Source organism: Chryseobacterium sp. C2(2020) (assembly GCF_014218915.1).
Lineage (GTDB): Bacteria > Bacteroidota > Bacteroidia > Flavobacteriales > Weeksellaceae > Chryseobacterium > Chryseobacterium mucoviscidosis.
Window position 1 is genome coordinate 25799 of sequence record NZ_JACLCT010000001.1, and the last position, 21907, is coordinate 47705.

General features: G+C 36.5%; 20 protein-coding genes. 12 read left to right on the forward strand and 8 right to left on the reverse strand.

Going from position 1 to position 21907, the window contains the following annotated elements:
* Positions 1-2 precede the first annotated feature (2 nt).
* From gndA to ribA, 3 genes are all read right to left on the reverse strand, one after another.
* Positions 3-1421 (reverse strand): NADP-dependent phosphogluconate dehydrogenase, encoded by a 1419-nt coding sequence (gndA, locus tag H6W52_RS00085; protein ID WP_116098803.1) that lies wholly within the window; start codon positions 1419-1421, stop codon positions 3-5.
* Between the two features lie 229 nt (positions 1422-1650).
* The gene (locus tag H6W52_RS00090; protein ID WP_116098804.1) at positions 1651-3087 is read right to left on the reverse strand and encodes an SDR family oxidoreductase; all 1437 of its coding nucleotides are present in this window, start codon (positions 3085-3087) and stop codon (positions 1651-1653) included.
* 47 nt (positions 3088-3134) lie between these two features.
* Positions 3135-3725, reverse strand: a complete 591-nt coding sequence (gene ribA / locus H6W52_RS00095; RefSeq protein ID WP_116098805.1) for a GTP cyclohydrolase II — start codon at positions 3723-3725, stop codon at positions 3135-3137.
* Between the two features lie 97 nt (positions 3726-3822).
* Here ribA and H6W52_RS00100 point away from each other — a divergent pair, with 97 nt between their 5' ends.
* The 10 genes from H6W52_RS00100 (at position 3823) to H6W52_RS00145 (ending at position 13123) form a co-directional block, all read left to right on the forward strand.
* Positions 3823-4482 (forward strand): TetR family transcriptional regulator C-terminal domain-containing protein, encoded by a 660-nt coding sequence (locus H6W52_RS00100; RefSeq protein WP_116098806.1) that lies wholly within the window; start codon positions 3823-3825, stop codon positions 4480-4482.
* Positions 4483-4912: 430 nt separating this feature from the next.
* Entirely contained in the window at positions 4913-6229 is a 1317-nt protein-coding gene (locus H6W52_RS00105) for an ABC1 kinase family protein (protein ID WP_116098807.1), read from the forward strand.
* 311 nt (positions 6230-6540) lie between these two features.
* Positions 6541-6696 (forward strand): DUF2256 domain-containing protein, encoded by a 156-nt coding sequence (locus H6W52_RS00110; protein WP_082423549.1) that lies wholly within the window; start codon positions 6541-6543, stop codon positions 6694-6696.
* On the forward strand, positions 6648-7946 hold the full coding sequence (locus tag H6W52_RS00115) for a DASH family cryptochrome (protein ID WP_116098847.1): 1299 nt from the start codon (positions 6648-6650) through the stop codon (positions 7944-7946). Before H6W52_RS00110 ends, H6W52_RS00115 begins: the two co-directional genes overlap by 49 nt.
* Positions 7931-9409 carry a cryptochrome/photolyase family protein gene (locus tag H6W52_RS00120; RefSeq protein ID WP_116098808.1) on the forward strand — a complete coding sequence of 493 codons (1479 nt, stop codon included), beginning with the start codon at positions 7931-7933 and terminating at the stop codon, positions 9407-9409. The genes H6W52_RS00115 and H6W52_RS00120 overlap by 16 nt, the downstream gene beginning before the upstream one ends.
* Before the next feature lie 169 nt (positions 9410-9578).
* On the forward strand, positions 9579-9860 hold the full coding sequence (locus H6W52_RS00125; RefSeq protein ID WP_087710706.1) for a TIGR03643 family protein: 282 nt from the start codon (positions 9579-9581) through the stop codon (positions 9858-9860).
* 230 nt (positions 9861-10090) lie between these two features.
* Positions 10091-10789 (forward strand): SDR family NAD(P)-dependent oxidoreductase, encoded by a 699-nt coding sequence (locus H6W52_RS00130; RefSeq protein WP_116098809.1) that lies wholly within the window; start codon positions 10091-10093, stop codon positions 10787-10789.
* A 119-nt stretch (positions 10790-10908) separates the two neighbouring features.
* A complete protein-coding gene (locus H6W52_RS00135; RefSeq protein WP_116098810.1) occupies positions 10909-11577 on the forward strand; it encodes a MarR family winged helix-turn-helix transcriptional regulator in 669 nt (222 codons plus the stop codon).
* A gap of 229 nt (positions 11578-11806) precedes the next feature.
* Positions 11807-12403: a Crp/Fnr family transcriptional regulator gene (locus tag H6W52_RS00140; protein ID WP_116098811.1), complete on the forward strand. Its 597-nt coding sequence runs from the start codon at positions 11807-11809 to the stop codon at positions 12401-12403.
* Positions 12404-12490: 87 nt separating this feature from the next.
* On the forward strand, positions 12491-13123 hold the full coding sequence (locus H6W52_RS00145; protein WP_116098812.1) for a ferritin-like domain-containing protein: 633 nt from the start codon (positions 12491-12493) through the stop codon (positions 13121-13123).
* Between the two features lie 146 nt (positions 13124-13269).
* Here the strand turns inward: H6W52_RS00145 and H6W52_RS00150 are convergent, their stop codons facing one another.
* Entirely contained in the window at positions 13270-14577 is a 1308-nt protein-coding gene (locus H6W52_RS00150) for a PQQ-dependent sugar dehydrogenase (protein ID WP_116098813.1), read from the reverse strand.
* A 178-nt stretch (positions 14578-14755) separates the two neighbouring features.
* On the opposite strand from H6W52_RS00150, the gene H6W52_RS00155 reads away from it, so the two are divergent.
* A complete protein-coding gene (locus H6W52_RS00155; protein ID WP_116098814.1) occupies positions 14756-15127 on the forward strand; it encodes a response regulator in 372 nt (123 codons plus the stop codon).
* A gap of 376 nt (positions 15128-15503) precedes the next feature.
* On the forward strand, positions 15504-18362 hold the full coding sequence (gcvP, locus tag H6W52_RS00160; RefSeq protein WP_116098815.1) for an aminomethyl-transferring glycine dehydrogenase: 2859 nt from the start codon (positions 15504-15506) through the stop codon (positions 18360-18362).
* A gap of 98 nt (positions 18363-18460) precedes the next feature.
* On the opposite strand, the gene H6W52_RS00165 is transcribed toward gcvP, so the two are convergent.
* The 4 genes from H6W52_RS00165 to H6W52_RS00180 all read right to left on the reverse strand — a co-directional run bounded on the left by H6W52_RS00165 (position 18461) and on the right by H6W52_RS00180 (position 21902).
* Positions 18461-19357, reverse strand: coding sequence for a DUF4274 domain-containing protein (locus tag H6W52_RS00165; RefSeq protein WP_116098816.1), 897 nt, complete (start codon positions 19355-19357; stop codon positions 18461-18463).
* Positions 19358-19520: 163 nt separating this feature from the next.
* On the reverse strand, positions 19521-20093 hold the full coding sequence (locus tag H6W52_RS00170) for a hypothetical protein (RefSeq protein WP_116098817.1): 573 nt from the start codon (positions 20091-20093) through the stop codon (positions 19521-19523).
* A gap of 98 nt (positions 20094-20191) precedes the next feature.
* Complete coding sequence (locus H6W52_RS00175; protein ID WP_116098818.1) at positions 20192-21073, reverse strand: SMI1/KNR4 family protein; 882 nt, start codon at positions 21071-21073, stop codon at positions 20192-20194.
* Positions 21074-21077: 4 nt separating this feature from the next.
* Positions 21078-21902, reverse strand: coding sequence for a tetratricopeptide repeat protein (locus tag H6W52_RS00180; RefSeq protein ID WP_116098819.1), 825 nt, complete (start codon positions 21900-21902; stop codon positions 21078-21080).
* Positions 21903-21907: the final 5 nt, after the last annotated feature.

A 21907-nucleotide genomic window follows, 5' to 3' on the forward strand; every position in this document is an offset into this window, starting at 1 on the left:
TTTTAATGATTAAAACTTTCCCAGTTGGTGTGAAAAACTCCCTCTCTGTCGGTTCTCTGGTAGGTATGTGCTCCGAAATAATCTCTCTGTGCCTGAATCAGATTCACCGGAAGAGATTCTGTGGTATAGGCATCAAAATAACCTAAAGCCGTCTGAAGTCCTAAGCTTGAAATACCGTTTGAAACTGCAAAAGCAGCCGTCTTTCTCAGCGATGAAACTTTTTCTTTTACGATAGCCGAGATTTCCTCATCAAGCAAAATATTGGAAAGCTGAGGATTTTTTGTATAAGCAGTGTAGAATTTCTCCAGTAAAACCGAACGGATAATGCATCCTCCTCTCCAGATTTTTACCACATCTTTCAGAGGAATTTCAAACTGATATTCTTCGGAAGCCTTTACGAGTAAAGCCAGACCTTGTGCATAGCTGATTAGTGTAGACAAATACAGCGCCTCTCCCACTTCTTTAATGAAAATTTCTTTGTTCTCAGGAGTTACAACCTCACTGTGAGAATATAGTTGCGACGCTTTTATTCTTTCGTCTTTATAAGCTGATAAAATTCTGGAAGTTACTGCAATATCAATCGTCGGAACTGAAACGCCGATTTCCATTGCCTGTTCGGAAGTCCATTTTCCGGTTCCTTTTGCACCGGCTTTATCTAAAATCTGATCAACAAGATAACCATCGGTTAAAGAATCTTTCTGCTGGAAAATGTCTCTTGTAATTTCGATCAGGAAAGAATTCATCTCTCCGTTATTCCATTCTTTAAACACTTCATAAAGCTCATCATTTGTAAGCTTTGCTCCTTTTCTCAGCAAATCATACGCTTCGCTGATGAGCTGCATGATGGCATATTCAATCCCGTTGTGAACCATTTTCACATAATTTCCGGCAGAACCTTTTCCCATGTAGGCTGTACACGAATCACCATCTACTTTGGCTGCAATGGCTTCCAGCATCGGCTGTAAAAGTCCGAACGCTTCCTGATCTCCGCCCGGCATAATGCTTGGTCCTGTTCTCGCTCCTTTTTCGCCTCCGGAAACTCCCATTCCCATAAAATGAAGCTTTTGGGAAGCCAGATCTGCCACACGTCGGTCGGTATCTTTGAAATAAGAATTTCCGGCATCTATTACGATATCTCCTTCGCTCAGAATCGGTTTAAGATTTTCTAATACCGCATCTACCGGTTTTCCGGCAGGAACCATCAGAATAATTTTTCGCGGTGTTTCCAGCTGCGATACAAAATCTTCCAGAGAAGGTATACCTTTGATATTCATATTGGAAGTCTTCTGTTCTTCCAAATCTTTTATTTTTTCATGATCAAGATCAAATCCTGCAATAGAAAATCCGTGATCGGCGATGTTGTACAGGAGATTTCTCCCCATAACTCCCAGTCCGATCATACCATAACTGTATTTTTCCATTATGATGATGTATTAGTAAATGTTTAAACGTTTAAAGCTTTAAAATTAAGCATTATGAAAGTGATATAGAAATAAGATTAATAAAAATTTTCTATATGATGTTTAAGGCAATATTTAAAATTTGCTTAAAAATATAATCCTCAATTGTTTACCGCTGAGATGTCATACAAAAACTGGCAACACGTTTATGTGCTGCCAATTCTTAAAAAATAATCGGATATATTTGAAATCAAGAAATTTTTCCTGCCAGTCTTCTTACCATCCCTTTAAAAATAATTCCGTGAAACGGCAAAACAGAATACCAATAGAGTCTTCCCGTTAATCCATGAGGTCGAAAAACCGCTTTTTGCCACAGTTTTCCTTTATAAACTTTAAACATTAACCATGCTTCTCCGGGAAGTTTCATTTCTGCGAAAAGAATAAGTTTCCCTTCTTCTTTATTGGCATACAGAACACGCCAGAAATCCAGTGCATCACCTTCGTGAAGTTTATCTGGATGTGTTCTTCCGCGTCTCAGTCCCGGTCCGCCAACCAATAAATCCATAAATCCGCGAACCTTCCAGAGACTTTGACCGTACCATCCGTTTGCGCCGCCCAAAGAAAAAACTCTGTGGAGACATTTTTCACGGTCATCATATTCCTCAGTTCTTAAATCCACGAAGCAGCCGTATTTCGGAACATCGAGATAATCTTTCAGACTGGAATCGCTTCTGCTGCTAATAAAGCTGTCTTTCCAGCTTGAAGCAATTTCATTATCCTGAATTTTAGCCAAAGTTCTTCTTAACGCCGTATCATAAGAAAATGGCTGAACTCCGGTAATCTGTTTGATTTCCGCAAGGCTTTCCGGTCTGCAGATAACTTCAATCTTCATACTTCCGACCAGAGCAGAAGCTAAATTGTACGATGTTGAAGTAATAAAATACAGCCAATACGAAGACAGTTTCGGAGTCATTACAGGAACCGTAAAAATTTTTCTTTTCAATCCTCTGATTTTGGCAAACTCCAGAAGCATTTCTTTATAAGTCAAAACATTATCACAGCCAATGTCAAAATTTCTGTGGTACGCCTGTTCTTTAAATAAAGTAAAAATCAGAAAATCCAGAACATTGGCAATTCCTATCGGCTGACATTTTGTGTGAAGCCATTTCGGAGCCACCATCACCGGTAATTTTTCCACCAGATCTCTGATGATTTCAAAAGATGCACTTCCTGAACCAATAATAATTCCTGCCCTTAAAACCGTTGCAGGAACTTTACATTTCATCAGGATTTTTTCAACTTCAAATCTTGAACTTAAATGTTGCGATAATTCTTTTTCATTTGCCAGACCCGAAAGATAAATGATATGTTTGCAATCAGTTTTTTCAATATAATTTGAAAAATTAACGGCGCATTGTCTTTCAATTTCTGCGTAATCGTTGCTGTTGCTCATCGAATGCATCAGGTAATACGCTCCGGAAATATCTTTTGGAATATTTTCCAGTGTTTCGGGTTTCAGAAAATCCACTTCCACCACTTCAATCTGGGCATCATCAATATCCACACTTTTAGAAAAACGATTTTTGTCTCTACAGCAGCAGATTACCTGATAACCTTGTGCAGCGATTACGTTTATCATTCGTTTTCCGATGTATCCGGTAGCGCCGGTAAGCAGAATTTTTTTCATAAGATTGATTTTGGTGAGTGGAAATTATTTTCAGCGTAATGAGAAAATTATACCTTTTCTAAGAGATGTCCGAAATAATCTTTCTTTTTTGAAAGATAACTTTCGTTTACCTCGTTAGATTCTATTTCCAAAGGAACTCTATGATTGAGAATAATTCCGCTGTTTTCCAGAGATTTAAGTTTATCCGGATTATTGGTCAGCAGATTAATTTCTTTCACATTCAAAATCTTAAGCATTTCAACTGCCACATCAAAATTTCTTCCGTCTGCGGGTAAACCCAACTTTAAATTCGCTTCCACCGTATCAAAACCTTTTTCCTGAAGCGCATACGCTCTTAACTTATTGATGATTCCGATATTACGACCTTCCTGTCGAAGGTAAATAATCATTCCTCCGTTTTCCGACATATATTTCATTGCCGCGTCTAATTGCTGTCCGCATTCACATTTTTTAGAATGAAAAATCTCACCTGTAATGCATTCCGAATGAAAACGCACGTTTACCGTTTTGCTGAAATCTGTATTTTCTGCTACCCAAACCAAGTGCGGATTCCAGTCTTCTTCGTGTTCTGAGAATGCATAAACAGTAAACATTCCAAAATCTGTAGGTATACTCGATTGTGCCTGTATTGTCAACATAATTCAAAAATTAAATGGTTTACATAGTACAAATTTATACTTTATTTTAATTAAATGTAAATTTATTTACTAAATTTGTCAATAAATAAATTCTATTATGCAAGAACAAGCCAATATCACGCAGGAAAAAATATTTGAATTATACGGAGATTATCTTTTGAATCATGGAGAAAAACCGAAAAATGTTTACCTTTTTGCGAAAGAAAATAATTTTGAGGAGAAAGAGTTTTACCACTATTTCTCAGGATTTGAGCAGATTGAAAGAGAAATATTGAATCATCTTTTCACGAAATCTCTGGAACTCGCTTCGGAAGTGAATTCTTCGAGCGAAGTGACAACTAAAGAAAAGCTCCTGAATGTGTATTACATTTTCTTTGAAAATATGACGATGAACCGTTCGTTAGTGTTATCTATTTTAGGAAGCAATAAGATGCAGAACATCAAAACGCTTCAGAATCTTAGGGAAACGCACAAACAATTTGTTAATACGCTCGATTTCAACGAGTGGGAAATGATTGAAAAAGCGAAAGAAGATATAAGAAAACTCAACGAAAAATCGAGACAGGAAGCACTTTGGCTGCATTTGATTTCTGCCATTGATTTCTGGAAAAAAGACACTTCTCCGGATTTTGAAAAGACGGATATTTTCATCGAAAAAACCATCGATACGGGTTTTGAACTGATGGACAACGAGCCATTGAGAAAAGTTTTCGACCTTGGAAAATTTCTGTGGAAGGAAAAGTTTAAAATGAGTTGATGAATAGCTTTTGGCTTCAAATAAAGCTTTTTTTTATTTGGGCAGCTATTTCCGCCCTCCACTCCCGCTTTTTTGCAAACCAATGACTTCGATTCCTCAGCCATTAGTTTACAAAAAGAGCTCCGTTCAGGTCGGGCTGCGAGATTCGCCGATTCAAGAATTAAAGATAAAAGAATGAGGCAATTCGGCTGCGAAAATGAATGAAAATAATCTAGAGAATAGTGCGCTCCGTAGGTGCGGAATCTGTGTAGAAATTACGAATAATTGTGTTGAAGAGAACTCCGCAGGAGTTCAATCTGAAAATTCAAAGATGAATTAAAAATAGCACTCCTACGGAGTGCTCCAAAATGGGAAAATAAATTCTTTTTCTACACAGATAAAGCTCCCATAGGAGCTTTGATTACCAAACACATAAAAATAAGATTTAAAAATGAAAACATTAGATAAAATTCCTACAGGAAAAATTGAACGGACAAGCAGCCTGCTTAAAGCGGGAGCAAAAGTCGGCGTCAATTACCTGAAATATTACGGAAATAAAATAACGAAAGATGAAGATGAGGCACGTAAAATTCTGAACGAAGACAATGCTGCAGACATTTACGATTCGTTAAAAGAATTGAAAGGTTCTGCTCTGAAAGTCGCACAAATGCTGAGTATGGAAAAAAATATTCTTCCGGTGGAATATGTGGAGAAATTTTCGCTTTCACAGTTTTCGGTTCCGCCTTTGTCTGGTGCTTTGGTGAAGAAAACATTCAGAAAATATTTCGGGAAAAATCCGGAAGATATTTTTGATGAATTTTCCGCCGAATCGGTTAATGCTGCGAGTATCGGACAGGTTCATACTGCGAAAAAAGATGGTAAAAAACTTGCGGTAAAAATCCAGTATCCCGGCGTGAGAGAAAGTATTTCGAGCGACCTTAAAATGGTAAAACCGATTGCAATGAAAATGTTCAACATCAAAAAAGAAGGTTCGGAATCTTATTTTCAGGAAGTGGAAGACAAACTGTTTGAAGAGACTGATTACAATCTGGAACTGAAACGCAGTCAGCATTTTGCAGAAGAATGCAGTCATCTTCCGAATGTGAAGTTCCCCCATTATTATCCGGAATATTCGTGTGAGAAAATCATTACGATGGATTGGATGTCGGGAATTCATTTTTCGGAATTTACTAAAAAACAGAATCCTCAGGAAGATTTGAATAAAATCGGACAGACACTTTGGGATTTTTATATGTTTCAGATGCATATTCTTAAAAAAGTTCACGCCGACCCGCATCCGGGAAATTTCCTGATTTCGGAAAACAATGAATTGTTGGTTATCGATTTTGGCTGTATCAAGGAAATTCCGGAAGATTTCTACATTCCGTATTTCGAACTGGCGAAAGAAGAAAATTTAAAGAATCCTGAGATTTTCCGTGAGAAATTGTTTACATTGGAAATTTTGCGTGAAGATGATTCGCCACAGGAAAAAGAGTTTTTTGCCAAATTATTCTACGAATTGCTGGAATTGTTTACGAGACCGTTTAATCAGGAAAAATTTGACTTTTCGGATGAGTCGTTCTTTCAGGAAATTGCCGATCTGGGACAAAAATATGCGAAAGCAAGTGATATGAAAGGAATGAATACCAACCGTGGTTCACGACATTTTATATACCTAAACAGAACGTTTTTCGGATTGTACAATATGATGCACGATCTGAAAGCGAAAGACGTGGCGATTAATAATTTTAAAAATTATTGTAAGTGATATTTAACCGCAAATCGAAGATTCGACGGAGCCAAAAGTCACAAAAGATTTTGATGAATTACAGGTTATTAAAAGAGCCGAAAGGTTTGAAAACGATTTTGTTGGAATAAATGAATCATTAACAGGTCGCTCCTACGGAGCTCTCATCTTATAAAAATGTTAGCTATTAACAGTCAGCTCTTATCGGAGCATTATAAAATTCCGTAGGAATGTACTGTTAAAAGAAAATAGAAAGCCGTAAAAAGGAAGCTCCGTAGGAGCGACCTGTTAACATTACAATTGTATTTGAATTAAAGTTTAATATAAAAAATATGCCTTCAGGATTACCTTCCAAAATCTGTGAAGTCTGCGGACTGCCTTTCAACTGGCGGAAAAAGTGGAAAAAAAACTGGGACGAAGTAAAATATTGCAGCGAAAGATGCCGGAAAAACAAAAAATCAACATCCTCTGGTTCACCAAAGATTTGAGAACGAGAGATTCAGAATCCTTATACAAAGCGATGCAGGAAGAGTTACCTTTTCTTGCGGTGTATGTTTTTGACTCTGAATTTTTTGCTCAAAAACAGTTTGGCTTCAGAAAAATCGGAAAATACCGTGCAAAACTTTTGCTGGAAAGTGTAGAAAATTTAAAGCAGAATTTAGCGAAACAGAAGATTCCTTTTTTAGTTAAATACGGCAAAACGGAAGACGTTTTTAAAGAAATTTCCAAGGAATTTGAAATCGTGAAGATTTTCTGTCAGGAAGAATGGACGAAGGAAGAAACCGAACTTCATACAAAAATCCGAAGTGTGGTTCCGGCTGCCATTTGGGAAAAATCGTATTCTCAGTTTCTGGTTCATCCGCTTTTTGTTTTTAAGACTTTGGATAAAATTCCGATGCTTTTTACCGCGTTCCGGCAGAAAATTGAAAAAAATCTGCTGATTCGCCCTGAATTTGAATCGGAAGATTTGATGTACGATAAATCGGAAATTCATTTTAAAAGTGATACCATTTCGTTAAAATCGCTCGGTTTTGAAGATTTTGAAACGGACGAAAGAACTGCTTTTCCTTTTTCGGGTGGAGAAAATGAAGCATTGAAAAGATTGCATCATTATTTCTCGGAAACGCAGAATCTGAGTCAGTACAAGCAAACCCGAAACGGTTTGGTGGGAACAGATTACAGTTCGAAATTTTCGGCTTGGCTGTCGGATGGAAGTCTTTCTGCGGTAACCATTTACCACGAGATAAAAAAATATGAGGAAGAATTCGGAGCCAATGATTCAACGTATTGGTTGATTTTTGAATTGCTTTGGAGGGATTTTTTCAGATATGTTTCTTTACAGTATAAAGATTTGATTTTCTGGAAAAGCGGAATTAATCATCAAAAATATTTCGCGGAAAACAATAAAACATTGATTCAAAAATGGAAGGATGGAGAAACGGATTCCGATTTCGTGAATGCGAATATGCTTGAACTTAAAAATACCGGCTGGATGAGCAATCGCGGTCGTCAAAATGTATCTTCCTACTTCTGCAAAATCCTGAAACAGGACTGGAGAATCGGAGCGGCTTATTTTGAGGAAATGCTTATTGATTATGATGTTCACAGCAATTACGGCAACTGGATGTATCTCGCCGGAGTCGGAAATGATAATCGTGACCGGACTTTTAACCCTGAAAAACAGGCAGAAATGTATGATTCCAATCAAAAATTCAGACGTTTATGGCTAAAGCAGTAAAACATACCGCCCAATTGATTTTTCCGCATCAGCTTTTTGAGGATACGGATTATCTGGATAAAAGTCAGCCTGTATTTTTGATAGAGGAATTTCTGTTTTTTAAACAGTATTCTTTTCATCAACAGAAGATTGCGTTTCACCGTTCGACAATGAAATTTTATGAAAATGAATTAAAAAAGGTGGGTTTTGAAGTTGAATATATAGAAAGTTCATCGAAATTTTCGGACATCAGAAATTTAATTCTGAAACTTGAAAAAGAAAATTTTACAACGATAAAAACAACGGATGTTTGCGACAACTGGCTGGAAAAAAGATTAAAGGAAACGAAATTAGAACTCGAAATTTTGGATAGTCCGCTTTTCATCAACAGCAAAGAAGACCTGAAAGATTATTTTGAAGGTAAAAAAGGCTATCATCAGACTGATTTTTATAAGCAGCAGAGAATTACCCGAAATATTCTGATGAAAGCAGGAAAACCTTTGGGCGGAAAATGGACGTACGACACCGAAAACCGGAAAAAATATCCGAAAAATAAAAAAGCGCCCGCAATTCATTTTCCGAAAAACAATGAATTTTATGAGGAAGCAAAACAATATACCGAAAAGCATTTTGCCAAGAATTACGGAACGCTTGCGGATGAACAGCTCTACCCGACTACTTTTAAAGAAGCTGAACAATGGCTCGAACAGTTTCTTGAAAACCGCTTTCTGGAATTTGGGGTTTATGAGGACAGCATCGTGGAAAAGGAACATTTTCTTCATCACAGTGTGCTTTCTCCGTTAATGAACGTCGGGCTGTTAACGCCTGAAAATGTGCTGGAAAAAGCGATTTCATTTGCAAAAGACAACGATATTCCGGTGAATTCTCTGGAAGGTTTTGTCCGCCAGATTTTGGGTTGGAGAGAATTTGTTCGCGGGGTTTATGTTTATCAGGGAACGTATCAGCGGAATAAAAATTACTGGAAACACAAGCAAAAACTTCCGGAGTCTTTTTACACCGCCAAAACAGGAATCCGCCCGATTGACAGCTCGCTCCAGAAAATCCTGAAAACAGGTTATACCCATCACATCGAAAGACTGATGATCTTTGCCAATTTTATGAATCTTGCTCAGTTCGATCCTGATGAAGTGTACCAATGGTTTATGGAAATGTTTATTGATTCTTACGATTGGGTTATGGTTCCGAATGTGTATGGAATGAGCAGTTTTTCGGACGGCGGAAAAATGAGCACGAAACCGTACATCAGCGGAAGCAATTATATCAAAAAAATGAGCGATTATCCGGATGGTGACTGGGCGGAACAATGGGATGCGCTGTTCTGGAACTTTATTAATGACCATCAAGATTTTTTTGCCAAAAATCCAAGACTGGGAATGATGCTGAGAACACTGGAGAAGATGCCGGAAGAAAAACGAAAACAGCATTTTAAAACGGCGAAGGAATTTATTGAAAATCTGAAATGATATTTTAACCACAAAAGACACAAAAGAATTGATTGGTAAAAAGTTTTCAAAAGAGCAAAAAAGATTCTATAAAAAGACTTTGCTGAGTGAAACGCCTTTGCGAACAAAAAATATTTTCAAAATTTTAAAGAAAAAATCTTTGCGGACTTTGCGTTAAAAATCAAAAAAAATGAATAAAAACCTCAACATAAAAGAAATCGACAGAATCATCGAAATGGCGTGGGAAGACCGAACACCGTTTGAAGCGATACAATTTCAGTTTGGAATCAGTGAATCGGAAGTAATTGAACTGATGCGTTCGGAGCTGAAAGAATCGAGTTTTAAGCTTTGGAGAAAAAGAGTGAATTCGGGAGTGAGCCAGAAACATCTGAAAAAAAGAAGCGAAGAAATCAACCGCTTTAAATGCAGCAGACAGAGAATTATCAGCAATAATAAAATTTCTAAAAGATAAATTTTACCACAAAAGTCACAAAAGAATTGTTTGGAAATAAAGTTTTGCAAAAGAGCAAAAAAGCATTGTAAATAGACACTTTATTTCGTCAGACAGGATAAACTAAGCTCAGGCTGACAATTAAAAGATAATTAAACGAATAGTATTAGAGATGTCACACTGAGCCTGTCGAAGTGTATCAAAGTATAAAACTGTATGAACTTCGTGTTCAAAACATTAAAATAAAAATTATGAAAAATATCGTCATCATCGGTTGCGGAAAGGGAATCGGATTAGCAACGGCAAAAATTCTTGCAGAACAACACAAAATCATTGGAATTTCCAGAACGGAAAATCACGAACTGAGTCATCCGAATATTGAATTTCATCCAATGGATATTCTTTCGGGAAATTTAGATGACATTAATTTCCCTGAAGTGGTGGATGGATTGGTTTATGCACCGGGAAGCATTAATTTAAAACCTTTTAACCGACTTTCTGTGGATGATTTTAAGAATGATTTTGAGATCAATGTTCTGGGAGCGGTTAAAATTATTCAGAAACTTTTGCCGAATCTTAAAAAGTCGGAAAGTGCCTCTGTTGTGCTTTTCAGTTCCGTTGCGGCAAAACTGGGAATGCCTTTTCACGCTTCGATTGCGGCGAGTAAAAATGCAGTGGAAGGTCTTACGAAAAGTCTGGCGGCGGAATTTTCGGCTCAGAAAATACGGATAAATGCAATTGCTCCTTCTTTAACGGACACGAATTTAGCATCACAGCTTTTAGCAACGCCTGAGAAAAGAGAAGCCTCTGCAAAAAGACATCCGTTGCAAAGAGTGGGAACGGCTGAAGAAATTGCGGAAATGACGGCTTTCCTTGTTTCGGATAAATCGTCGTGGATTACAGGACAGGTTTTCGGAATTGATGGAGGAATGGGAAGTGTGAAGCTTTAGTGTTAGAGAGTTTTAGGGGTTTTAGGGTTGGAGAGTTGGAGCGTTGGAGGATTTAGATTCTTAAACCTCTTTATTAGATTATAAAAAAATATTTAAAATACTTAGATTAAATTTGCACTATGAATACTGATTTTTTCATTGATTTGCTGCATCAGGTTAAAGAATTTGAAAATTCCGAAGCTTATAAACCTCACTCTACGGTCGAGGATTTCCGTCTTTGGCTGAATGATAAAAAATACAGAAAAGAGAGCCCTACCAAGCTTTTTAAAAATGAACAGCATAAGGTTTCGTTCACAGAAAATGAAATCTGCAAACAGGTTCTGCTTTTGGGACGATATTCTAAACAACTGATCCGAAAGGGACTGAATGATTTTCCTGAACTCGCCAATGAAGAATTTACCTACCTTTACCGATTGAAGGACGAACCGAATCTGACTAAAATTCAGTTGATTGAAAGAAACGGACACGAGAAACAGACGGGAACTCAAATCATCAAACGTCTTCTGGAATATGGCTTAATCGAAGAAAAGAATGACAGCGAAGACAAAAGAAGCAAACGTCTCAACATCACCGAAAAAGGTGAAGATTATTTCCACCGTTCTGTTGAAAAAGTTAATATGACATCGAGAATTCTTGCCGGAAAACTGGAAAATAAAGAAAAAACCGAACTTCTGGAATTGCTCAGAAAACTGAATGATTTTCACTCGCACGTCTACTCGGAATACAGAAATGAAGATATTGGAAAAGTAATGGATTTGGTTACCCACAAAAGGAACTCAGAAATATAATCAATCTAAAATTTTAAAACTACTGAAACTTTCAGACATTTTTATTTTGTTTGAAAGTTTTGTGCGTAATTATACATTCACATAGAAAAAATAATTGTCTGAATCTTAGCATAATTTTCCCAATCAGATAACAGAAATTGTGATATTCTTTATAATGGTATGATTTTTTTATTTTTAAATTTAATTAATCCGCTTCCGCCAATACCATTATCATCACAAAATCTTATATATGCTAATATCAGAAGAACTTTTACTCCACTATGGCGCAGAAGAAGAAACTTTCGATCGCCATCAAACCATTTTTAATGAAGGGGAAAAACCGAAGTATTATTATCAGGTTGTAGAAGGCAGAATAAAACTGAACCATTACAATGATGAAGGCAGGGAACTTATTCTTGCCATTCTGGACAGAGGACTGAGTGTATGCGAACTTTTGTTGTTTATAGATCAGACTTATCCTGTAAACGCAGTAACTTTTGAAAAATGTACTGTATTAAAACTTTCAAAAAGAAGTTTTGAAAAGCTTCTTGACGAGAATCCTGAAATTTCAAGAGACATCAACAAATTCTTGTCCGAAAGACTTTATTACAAATATATTATGCTGGAAAACAATTCGTCTCTTCGTCCGGAAACAAGAATTGTGGGGGTTTTAGATTATCATAAAAGTTTTTATGAAGACCAATCCAAATATTCCTATGAGGTTCCGCTAACCCGACAGCAAATTGCCGCTATTACCGCCTTAAGAGTGGAAACAGTAGTGAGAGCTGTGAAAAAGCTGGAAAAAGAGGAATATCTGAAAATCATCAACAGAAAAATCTTTGTCTGATCTTTTCATACCACAGTTGTGTGTTTTGAGCCAAATTGGTCTTATAGTTGCAGATTCACCAGCAACCAAACACTAAAATATTATATTATGGAAACAAAAACCGCAACTAAAAAAACACCTGCGAAAAAATCAGCACCAGCAAAAAACGCAGCAAAATCAAATGCCAAAACTCCAACAAAGGCAACCTCGAAAACTTCAACAAAAGCAACCTCTAAAACTCCGGCAAAGAAAAACGCGGCAAAAGAACTAAAAGACCTTTTTGAAGATTCTTTGAAAGACATTTACTGGGCAGAAAAAGCTTTACTGAAAGCGTTGCCTACCATGATGAAAAATGCAACGCATGCAAAACTGAAAAAAGCAATAGAAAATCATATGGTAGAAACCGAAGGCCATGTGGAAAGACTGGAAGAATGTTTCAAAGCTCTGGGCAAGAAAGCGCAGGCTAAAAAATGTGATGCGATGCAGGGTTTACTGGATGAAGGAAAAAGCATTATCGAAGAAACAGAACCCGGAGCTGTAAGAGATGCCGGAATTATTGCCGCAGCACAGAAGGTTGAGCATTATGAAATTGCCACATACGGAACTTTAGCAGCTTTCGCAAAAGTACTGGAAGAAAAAGACTGTCTTCAGCATCTTTTAAGCACTTTGGAGGAAGAAAAAAAGTGTGATGAGCTGCTTACAAAAGTTGCAGACACCAATCTTAACAGCAAAGCATTGTAAAATATTTTACGGAAGGTAAAAGAACTTTTAAATCAAATAAATAGAGCCTGAATGATCAAGCTCTATTTTTTATTTGCTATGAAAACGATGTGGTTAATAAAAAAGCAGCCCTGAATGACTGCTTTCTGATAATCTGTTGAATTTCATTAATTTTTACGAGATACTCTCCAGACAATTCCTCCTACATCATCTGCGACCAGTAAAGATCCATCTGCTAACTGCAAAACTCCAACCGGTCTTCCGTAAACATCTCCTTTTGCTTCATTTGCTATAAAACCTGTAAGAAAAGGCTGATATGAACCGGAAGGTTTTCCGTTTTTAAAAGGGACAAAAGCAACCTGATATCCTACCAAAGATGAGCGGTTCCAAGATCCGTGCTGTCCGATAAAAGCTCCGTTTTTATATTTTTCGGGAAATTGTGATCCTGTATAAAATGTCAAACCTAAAGATGCAGTATGACTTCCCAAAGGTACATCCGGAACTATTGTTTTCTGTACAAGATCGGGTCTTTCTCCTTTTCTTCGGGGATCTTCGTTTTTACCGAAGTAAGAATATGGCCAACCGTAAAAAGCATTCTGTTTTACACTGGTAAGATAATCCGGAACTAAATCGTCTCCTAATTCATCTCTCTCATTTACAACAGTCCAGAGTTCTCCGGTTACGGGATTCCAACTCATCCCGACAGGATTTCTGAGACCTGCTGCATAGATTTTCTCACCGTTTCCGTCGGGATTTACTTCTAAAATATTGGCTCTTCTCACCTCTTTATCCATTCCGTTTTCCCCTACATTGCTTCCCGAACCTACGGAAATATAGATTTTGGATTGATCCTTATTGGCGATCAGGTTTCTCGTCCAGTGATTGTTATATCCACCCGCAGGAAGACTTACGATCTTTTTCCCTGGCTTAGTGATCTTTGTATCTCCCAATTTGTAAGGATAGACCCATAATCCGTCTGTATTGGCAACATAAAACTGATCATTAATGATGAGCATTCCATATGGCTGGTTAAGATTAGCTAAAAACACTGTTGAAGATTCCGGAATACCATCTTTGTTGGCATCACGGTAAATGATTATTCGGTTGGCAGATTTTCCGTCTACTTCAGCATCACTCTTACCACTGATGTCATTTTTAATTTTCTCCGAAACAGTACGTTCAGAATTAGACAACACCACAAATACGTCTCCATTCTCAGCCTGAATCATATTTCTGGGGCTTTTAATATTTTCCGCAAATCTTGTTACGGTAAATCCTTCAGGAGCAACAGGCGCTTTTCCTTTAGACCATCCCAATACGTTGCTGAATTTTGTCTTGCTGTTTTTTTCATCCGGTGCAGGAAGCTTCAGCGTATCGGTTTTGGTAACGGCGGTATTGCCCTCTGTTTTTTCTGTTTTATTTTCTTTGCAGCTCAACGTCAGCAAAGTTAACATGGGTAGAAAATAATGTTTCATATATTTTAAGTTGTGGTTTTGTTTCTCAGAGATTACAAAAAGTATTCCTTTAAGAAAATAACTTATATCGATGAATATTAATAATCGATTTATTCCGAATCAGATAAAATTGATCTTCAATTTTTCATTAATTTAAGATTTCGTTTAAGATTGGCTTTGTTTTTGCGATGCAACGGATATGAAAACAATTTTTATCGTTGAAGATGAGACAGGCATCAGAGATGCATTGCAGCTACTCCTGTCATTTGAGAATTATGATGTACGTTCTTTCGCCAATGCTGAAGCATTTAACAACAGAGATCAATCCGTAGTTCCCGATATTTTTATCATGGATGTGAAATTACCGGATGGTTTGGGAACAGATTTATGCAACCAGATCAAAGAAAATCCCGCAACGTCTCATATTCCCGTAATGATTATCAGCGCCCATGCAAAAGCGGCAAACGTTGTAAACTCCTGCAAAGCGGATATTTTTATCCCAAAACCTTTTGATATTGATGATGTTATTTTGAAGATTGAAGATTTGATAAAACAGCCTAACCTTCAATAAATTAACATTGCCTTACTATAAATAGATCCTCCAAATTTAAATTTTGGAGGATTTTTTAATTGATAATATTATGAATTTCCGTAAACAGATTTGGAAAATTTAACATTTAAATAATTATAAAACCTGGCGAGTTTAAAAATAAGTACTTGTAATATTGATTATTTTTAAATTTTAGAAAATCTAACTGGCAGTAAAATTTATTCTCAACTGCTTTTTTTAACAAATTTTATGTTCAATAACTCAACAAAAAGGCTTTAATTTTAAATAAGTTAAAATACCTTATATTATTTATTTATGATTTTAATTTAGTTGTACAATTTTCTAAAAATGCGTAATTTTACGAATCTTTTTTACAAACAAAATCTAATAAATAAAAATGAATACAGAACAGTTTGTGAGCCGTCACATTTCCTTAAATGAAGCCGATAAACAGGCAATGCTGGAAAAAGTTGGCGTTTCAAGTATCGAGGAGCTTCTCTCTCAAACCATCCCTTCTTCTATCCGTTTAGAAAAAGATCTTGAAATCTCAGAACCGCTTTCAGAATACGAAATGCTGATCCATTCAAAGGAATTAGCATCGAAAAACACTGATTATACAAGCTACATCGGGTTCGGATATCACAACACGTTGCTGCCATCGGCTATTCAGAGAAATATTTTTGAAAATCCAAGCTGGTACACAGCATATACTCCTTATCAGGCGGAAATTGCACAGGGAAGACTGGAAGCACTTCTTAATTTCCAGACTGTGGTGTGTGATCTTACAGGTTTTGCCTTGGCTAATGCTTCATTATTAGACGAATCTACGGCTGCTGCAGAAGCAATGCATATGTTCTTCAACAACAGAACGAAAGACCAGAAAAAAGCCGGAGCCAATAAATTCTTTGTTTCCGATCTTGTGCTTCCTCAGACAGTATCTGTATTAAAAACAAAAGCGGAAGGTCTTGAAATCGAAATCGTAGAAGGAGATCACAAAACGCATGAGTTTGACGGTTCTTACTTCGGAGTTTTATTACAATATCCCGGGAAAAACGGAATTGTTTTAGATTATACAGAAAACATCGTTGACTATAAAAAATTAGATCTTCAGGTAGTTGTTGCCTGTGATCCGATGGCTTTGGTGAAGTTAAAATCTCCGGCTTCAATGGGAGCAGACTGTGCAGTGGGAACAACGCAGAGATTTGGTATTCCATTGGGTTACGGTGGTCCTCACGCAGCATTTTTCTCTTGTAAGGAAGACTACAAAAGAGATATTCCGGGAAGAATTATCGGAGTTTCCCAGGATGTGTACGGAAGACGTGCTTTAAGAATGGCTTTACAGACGAGAGAACAGCACATCAAAAGAGAAAGAGCGACTTCAAACATCTGTACCGCTCAGGTTCTTTTGGCTGTTATGGCAGGAATGTACGCTGTTTATCACGGTCCGAAAGGATTAAATTATATCGCAGATCAGATTCATTTCAAAGCCAACGCTTTGAAGGGAGGCCTGAAAGCTTTAGGATATGAAATCGTGGAAGAACCGATCTTTGATACGGTAAAAATCACGATGAATGAAGATGAGAAAGGAAGACTGATGAGAATGATGCTTGATCACAAATTAAACTTAAACTACTTCACAGAAGGGGTTGTAAGTATTGCGATCAACGAAAGTACAACATTGGATAAGTTAAATTATCTGATGGCTTCTTTTGCCCAGTTCAAAGATAAGCAGACTTTCAAACTAGAAATTAAAGAAGGATACAGCATTCCGGAAGAGAATTTAAGAAAAGACGAAATTCTTACGGAAGAAGTATTCAACAAATACCATACGGAAACAGAATTGATGCGTTACATCAAGCGTCTTGAAAGAAAAGATTTATCATTAACCCACTCAATGATTTCTTTAGGTTCATGTACGATGAAACTGAACGCCGCAACACAAATGTTACCGCTTTCATGGGACAATTGGGGTTCTGTTCATCCGTTTGTACCGGTTGACCAAGCAGGAGGTTATCAGGAAATGATCCGTGAACTGGAGAAAGATTTAGCTGAAATTACAGGTTTCGCAGGAACTTCTCTTCAGCCGAATTCCGGAGCTCAGGGAGAATACGCAGGATTAATGGTGATCAGAGAATATCACATTTCAAGAGGTGAAGGTCACAGAAATGTGGTTTTAATTCCTCAGTCTGCACACGGAACCAACCCTGCTTCTGCGGCAATGGCAGGAATGAAAATTGTTGTGGTTAAAAACCTTGAGAACGGAGAAATCGATTTCGAAGATTTAAAAGCAAAAACAGAACAGCATTCTGAAAATCTTTCCTGTGTAATGATCACCTATCCGTCTACATACGGATTCTTCGATGCCAACATTAAAGAAATTACAGCTTTGATCCACGAACACGGAGGACAGGTTTATATGGACGGAGCGAACATGAATGCTCAGGTTGGATACACAAGTCCCGGAAACATCGGAGCAGACGTTTGTCACTTAAACTTACACAAAACGTTCGCAATTCCTCACGGAGGAGGAGGTCCCGGAGTTGGTCCGATTTGTGTGGCTAAACACTTAGTTCCTTTCTTACCTTCCAATGCAAATATCAGAATCGGATCAAAAGATGCGATTGAAGGTATTTCTGCAGCACCTTACGGTTCTGGATTAATTCTGAATATTTCTTACGCTTACATCAAAATGTTAGGAAATTCAGGTCTGAAAAAATCAACGGAACACGCGATTCTGAATGCGAATTATTTAAAAGAAATTTTAGCTGAGCATTTCCCGATTTTATATTCAAACGAAAACGGAAGAGTTGCCCACGAATGTATCGTAGATTTCAGACAGTTCAAATCGTTAGGAATTGAAGTTGCCGATGTAGCGAAAAGATTAATGGACTATGGTTTCCACGCTCCTACCGTTTCTTTCCCGGTTGCAGGAACTTTAATGATTGAGCCGACTGAGTCTGAAAGCAAATCTGAAATCGACCGTTTTGCAGAAGCTTTAATTGCCATTAAACATGAAATTGATGAGATTGCAAACGGTGAAGCAGACGCAGCCAACAACGTGTTGAAAAACGCGCCTCACACAGAACAACTGGTAATCTCCGATTCTTGGGATAAACCATATAGCAGAGAAAAAGCAGCTTATCCTTTAGATTGGGTAAGAGACCACAAATTCTTCGCTACAGTTTCAAGAGTGGATGAAGCTTACGGAGACAGAAACTTAGTTTGTACCTGTGAGCCAATTGAAGCTTATATGTAATTAAAAGTTTTTTAGATATAGAAAAATCCCTTTCAGTGATGAGAGGGATTTTTTATGTCATTGCGAGGAGCGAAGCGACGAAGCAATCTCGTTATAATTTAATAAGACTGAAAACCAGATAAGTAATCTATATATTTTACATTATTCCACATAATCGCCAGATCAAGCGGAGTTTTTTTAGATGAATCTTTAGCGTTTACATCTGCTCCTTTCTCAATTAAAAAGCTAAGGATTTTCATTAATTCATCGTCGAAACCATCTTGGTTTTCGGCAAACCAACCCGCAATTAAATGTAAAATTGTTCTGCCAAATTCTCCTTTTTGATTTATTTTTCCACCGTTTTCTAATATCAAATTAACTGCCTGAATTTTTTTGTTTATAACAGCGCTCCAGAATAAAGGATTCTTACTATATTTTTTATTTAGATCATATCCTTTCTCAATAAAATATTTAATAGCTTCTATTTGTCCACTTCCACAAGCAATTGCAATGGGATAAGAATAACCGTTATTAATTTTTAAACTGAAATCAGCACCTCGTTTTTCTAATTCAAACATCTTGATCATATTGTCACAATTTTTACAGAGAGCCATTATTTCTTCGTCAAAAGGATTTTTGTTTGGAAATAACACTTCCTGATAATGTATAGTTCCTTCTACATACTGAATAAGTTCTTTTGGGATGTTGCCTAAAGTGGCAGGAATAAATTCTTTTTCAGGAGAAAATGAGATGATTTTGGGATATCTTTCCGAGACCAGATCTTTTTCCAATAATTTCAAAAAATCGAATGCAGCCTTTTCATAATCTTCCATTTTTTCTACATTTGGATGATTATAATAGTAATTTGGATGACCTCTCCAAAAAATCATAATTGCAGTTGCTTTGTCACAATTGCTATCTCTTACAATTTTTTCTAAGCCGGTTAATCCATTATCCCAGTTATAATAAAATGCTTTTTTAAATAATGTTTTTGTTTTTGCTATTGATTTTGCCATTTTTTTCTTTCTGATAATGAATCACATATCTGTTGTCTGCTATGTTATAATACTTTTGGTTTGTTTAGAATATATCCTGCAAACCAAGACTGCTGGATTTTTTTTGACTTTATAATAGTTTTTCTATGACAGTCAATAACGAAATATATTTTCGAAATTAATTCTAAGAATTGTTATCAATAATTTCACACAAAGCCGTCACCACTTCGCGTTGTTTTCCATTCGGATATTTTTCCGAATAGTTTTTCTGTAATGCCGAAGAATTATAGTTATTGTTTTCCAGCAGTTCTTCTGATAAGCTGAAAATGTAATTGAGTTCTTTAGCTTCAACTGCATATTTTCCATTCGGGAAAAGACTTTCGTATTTTTGAACCAAATCATTGGCGGCAATAAATTCGTGCGTATCTTTAATCATCAGCGAGCAGAAACCTTCTTCACTGTCAATAAGAAATTTGTAAGAATCTACAGCCGATTCCCAGATGTTTTCTTCACAGGCTTCCGCGTCGAAACCATATTCTAAAGCTTTGGTATAATGCGATGTTGCGCCCCAGTAATCATTCTTGGAAAGATAGATCATTGCGCCGATCTGGTTATGGTAGACCGCTTTATTGTCAGGAAATCTTTCGAGTAAATTTTTAGAAAGGTTTAAAGCTTCTTCGTAGTTTCCTGCCTGAATGGTATTGGAAAGTTCCCAGAAACCCTTTTTCTCTTCTTCTGATGCAAAATTGATTGCCATAGTATATTAGTTTTAAATTTAGAGCCCTAAAGTATTAAAAATGTTTAATTTCAGCTATTATTTAATGAAAATTTTGATATAATTCTAAGATTTTAAATTTATCGTGAAGGTATTTCAGATGATTTTTTAATCGCATTTCCTAATTTGGTCTTTGAATGATTATTGCTAAAAAAATGTACAAAATAACCTCCTCTTTCTCTCAAGCCGTGGAGATTTAATGTTAAAGAAATATAATCAGTAAAGCTCATTGTAGAATGGTCTGTAAAAGAATTGCCATAGTTATCTCCTTTATACATGGTTGGATCATCATCAGAATTAAGATCTAAAGCAATCATATTGTACTCCGAATAAAAATCAAATATTTTCAGGTCATCATCCACATCGAAATGCTCTTCCCATTTATCAAATAAAACCGTTTTTAAAGGCAGTATCTGAATGGATCCGATATGATTGTCGTAAGCATCTAAATTCCAAGCTTTGCCTGCTTTTACTCTTCTGTCCACGTAAGGTTCCTTATAATCCCATAAAATTTGAATGTGACCGAATAGGCTGTAAAACTCTTTGACAGCCGAAGGAATTTTCCGTTTTAATTTTTTCTCATATTTTTCAAAATCCTCTTTGCTTAGAGGTTTTCCGATAGAAAAATAGTGGATGTAAAGATCTTCACGCTGAAGCAGACTTCGGATCATGTTATAGAAATCTCTTTTAAGATTGGGGAAAAAGCTGAGTGACAAGTGATTTTCCAGCAGCTCATCTTCAAAAAGATAGTTGCGGTTGATGTAACTGTAATTACCGGAAACAAAAAAATCCCGACCGATCAGCAAATAAACATCCTGCTCTTTATTAAATTTTTTCACGACGGCTCCATAATTCTCAAGCGTATTTTTAACATCCCCTTTTTTACCGGCAAGGATAAATTTTTTCGATTCTGTATATACTTCAATCTGTCTTCCTTCGATTTCTTTTCTGATCAATTCCATTCTGCTATTTTTTTTCAGTTATTGAGTTTAGAGTAAATTTTGCAAGCTCAATATTGGCTGTGGTAGCATCAGATGAAAAAATAAGATGTCCTAAAAGGTTTTTGGCTTCTTCCTTCTTTCCATTTTGGTCTAGTAAAATTGTCTTATTTATTTCCAGAATTCCTTTGGTATCTGCGTCAGGATTTTTTAGCAGACCTTGTTCAATAGCGTTAAACTTTTCTGCTTTGTTATCCATAAGATTGGCAAGCTCTTTCCATGCAGGAGCAAAATCAGGAACTTTTTCGGTCAGGGTTTTGGTAATTTCTAATTTCTGTTCCTTATCATCCGTCCATTCTATTTGCAGATAAGCTAAATAGAGACCTTTAGGAAATTTTCCCGACTGTTCACCTTGAAGAGTGTATAAAGCTGTTTTTGTAGTGAAAAATCCTTTGGGTGAAAGATCATCAGTTTTTTTATAAAATTTTAAAGCATTATCGAAATCTCCTTTTAAAAGATATGTAAAAGCAAGATCATACATAGGATATGACCAGTCGGGTTGAATTTTTATGGCTTCTTTAAGTTTCGCAATGGCAAGATCATACTTTCCTGACTGCCCGAGTTCTCTAGCTTCTGTATGCAGTTTTCTTGCTGTTGGATCAATATTTTTATTATCCATAATTTCATAATCTATTTTTCCTGTTGTATTTTCTAATTCGCTTTTCGTAATCATATGACCTGCTTTATCTTTAAAAACAATATCATTTGTCGCAGATTTTGCTTCCTCTGATTTATTTTGGCAGGAATTGAAAATTAAAAGAAAATACGCGAAAATAAGGATTGTTTTTTTCATTGTTT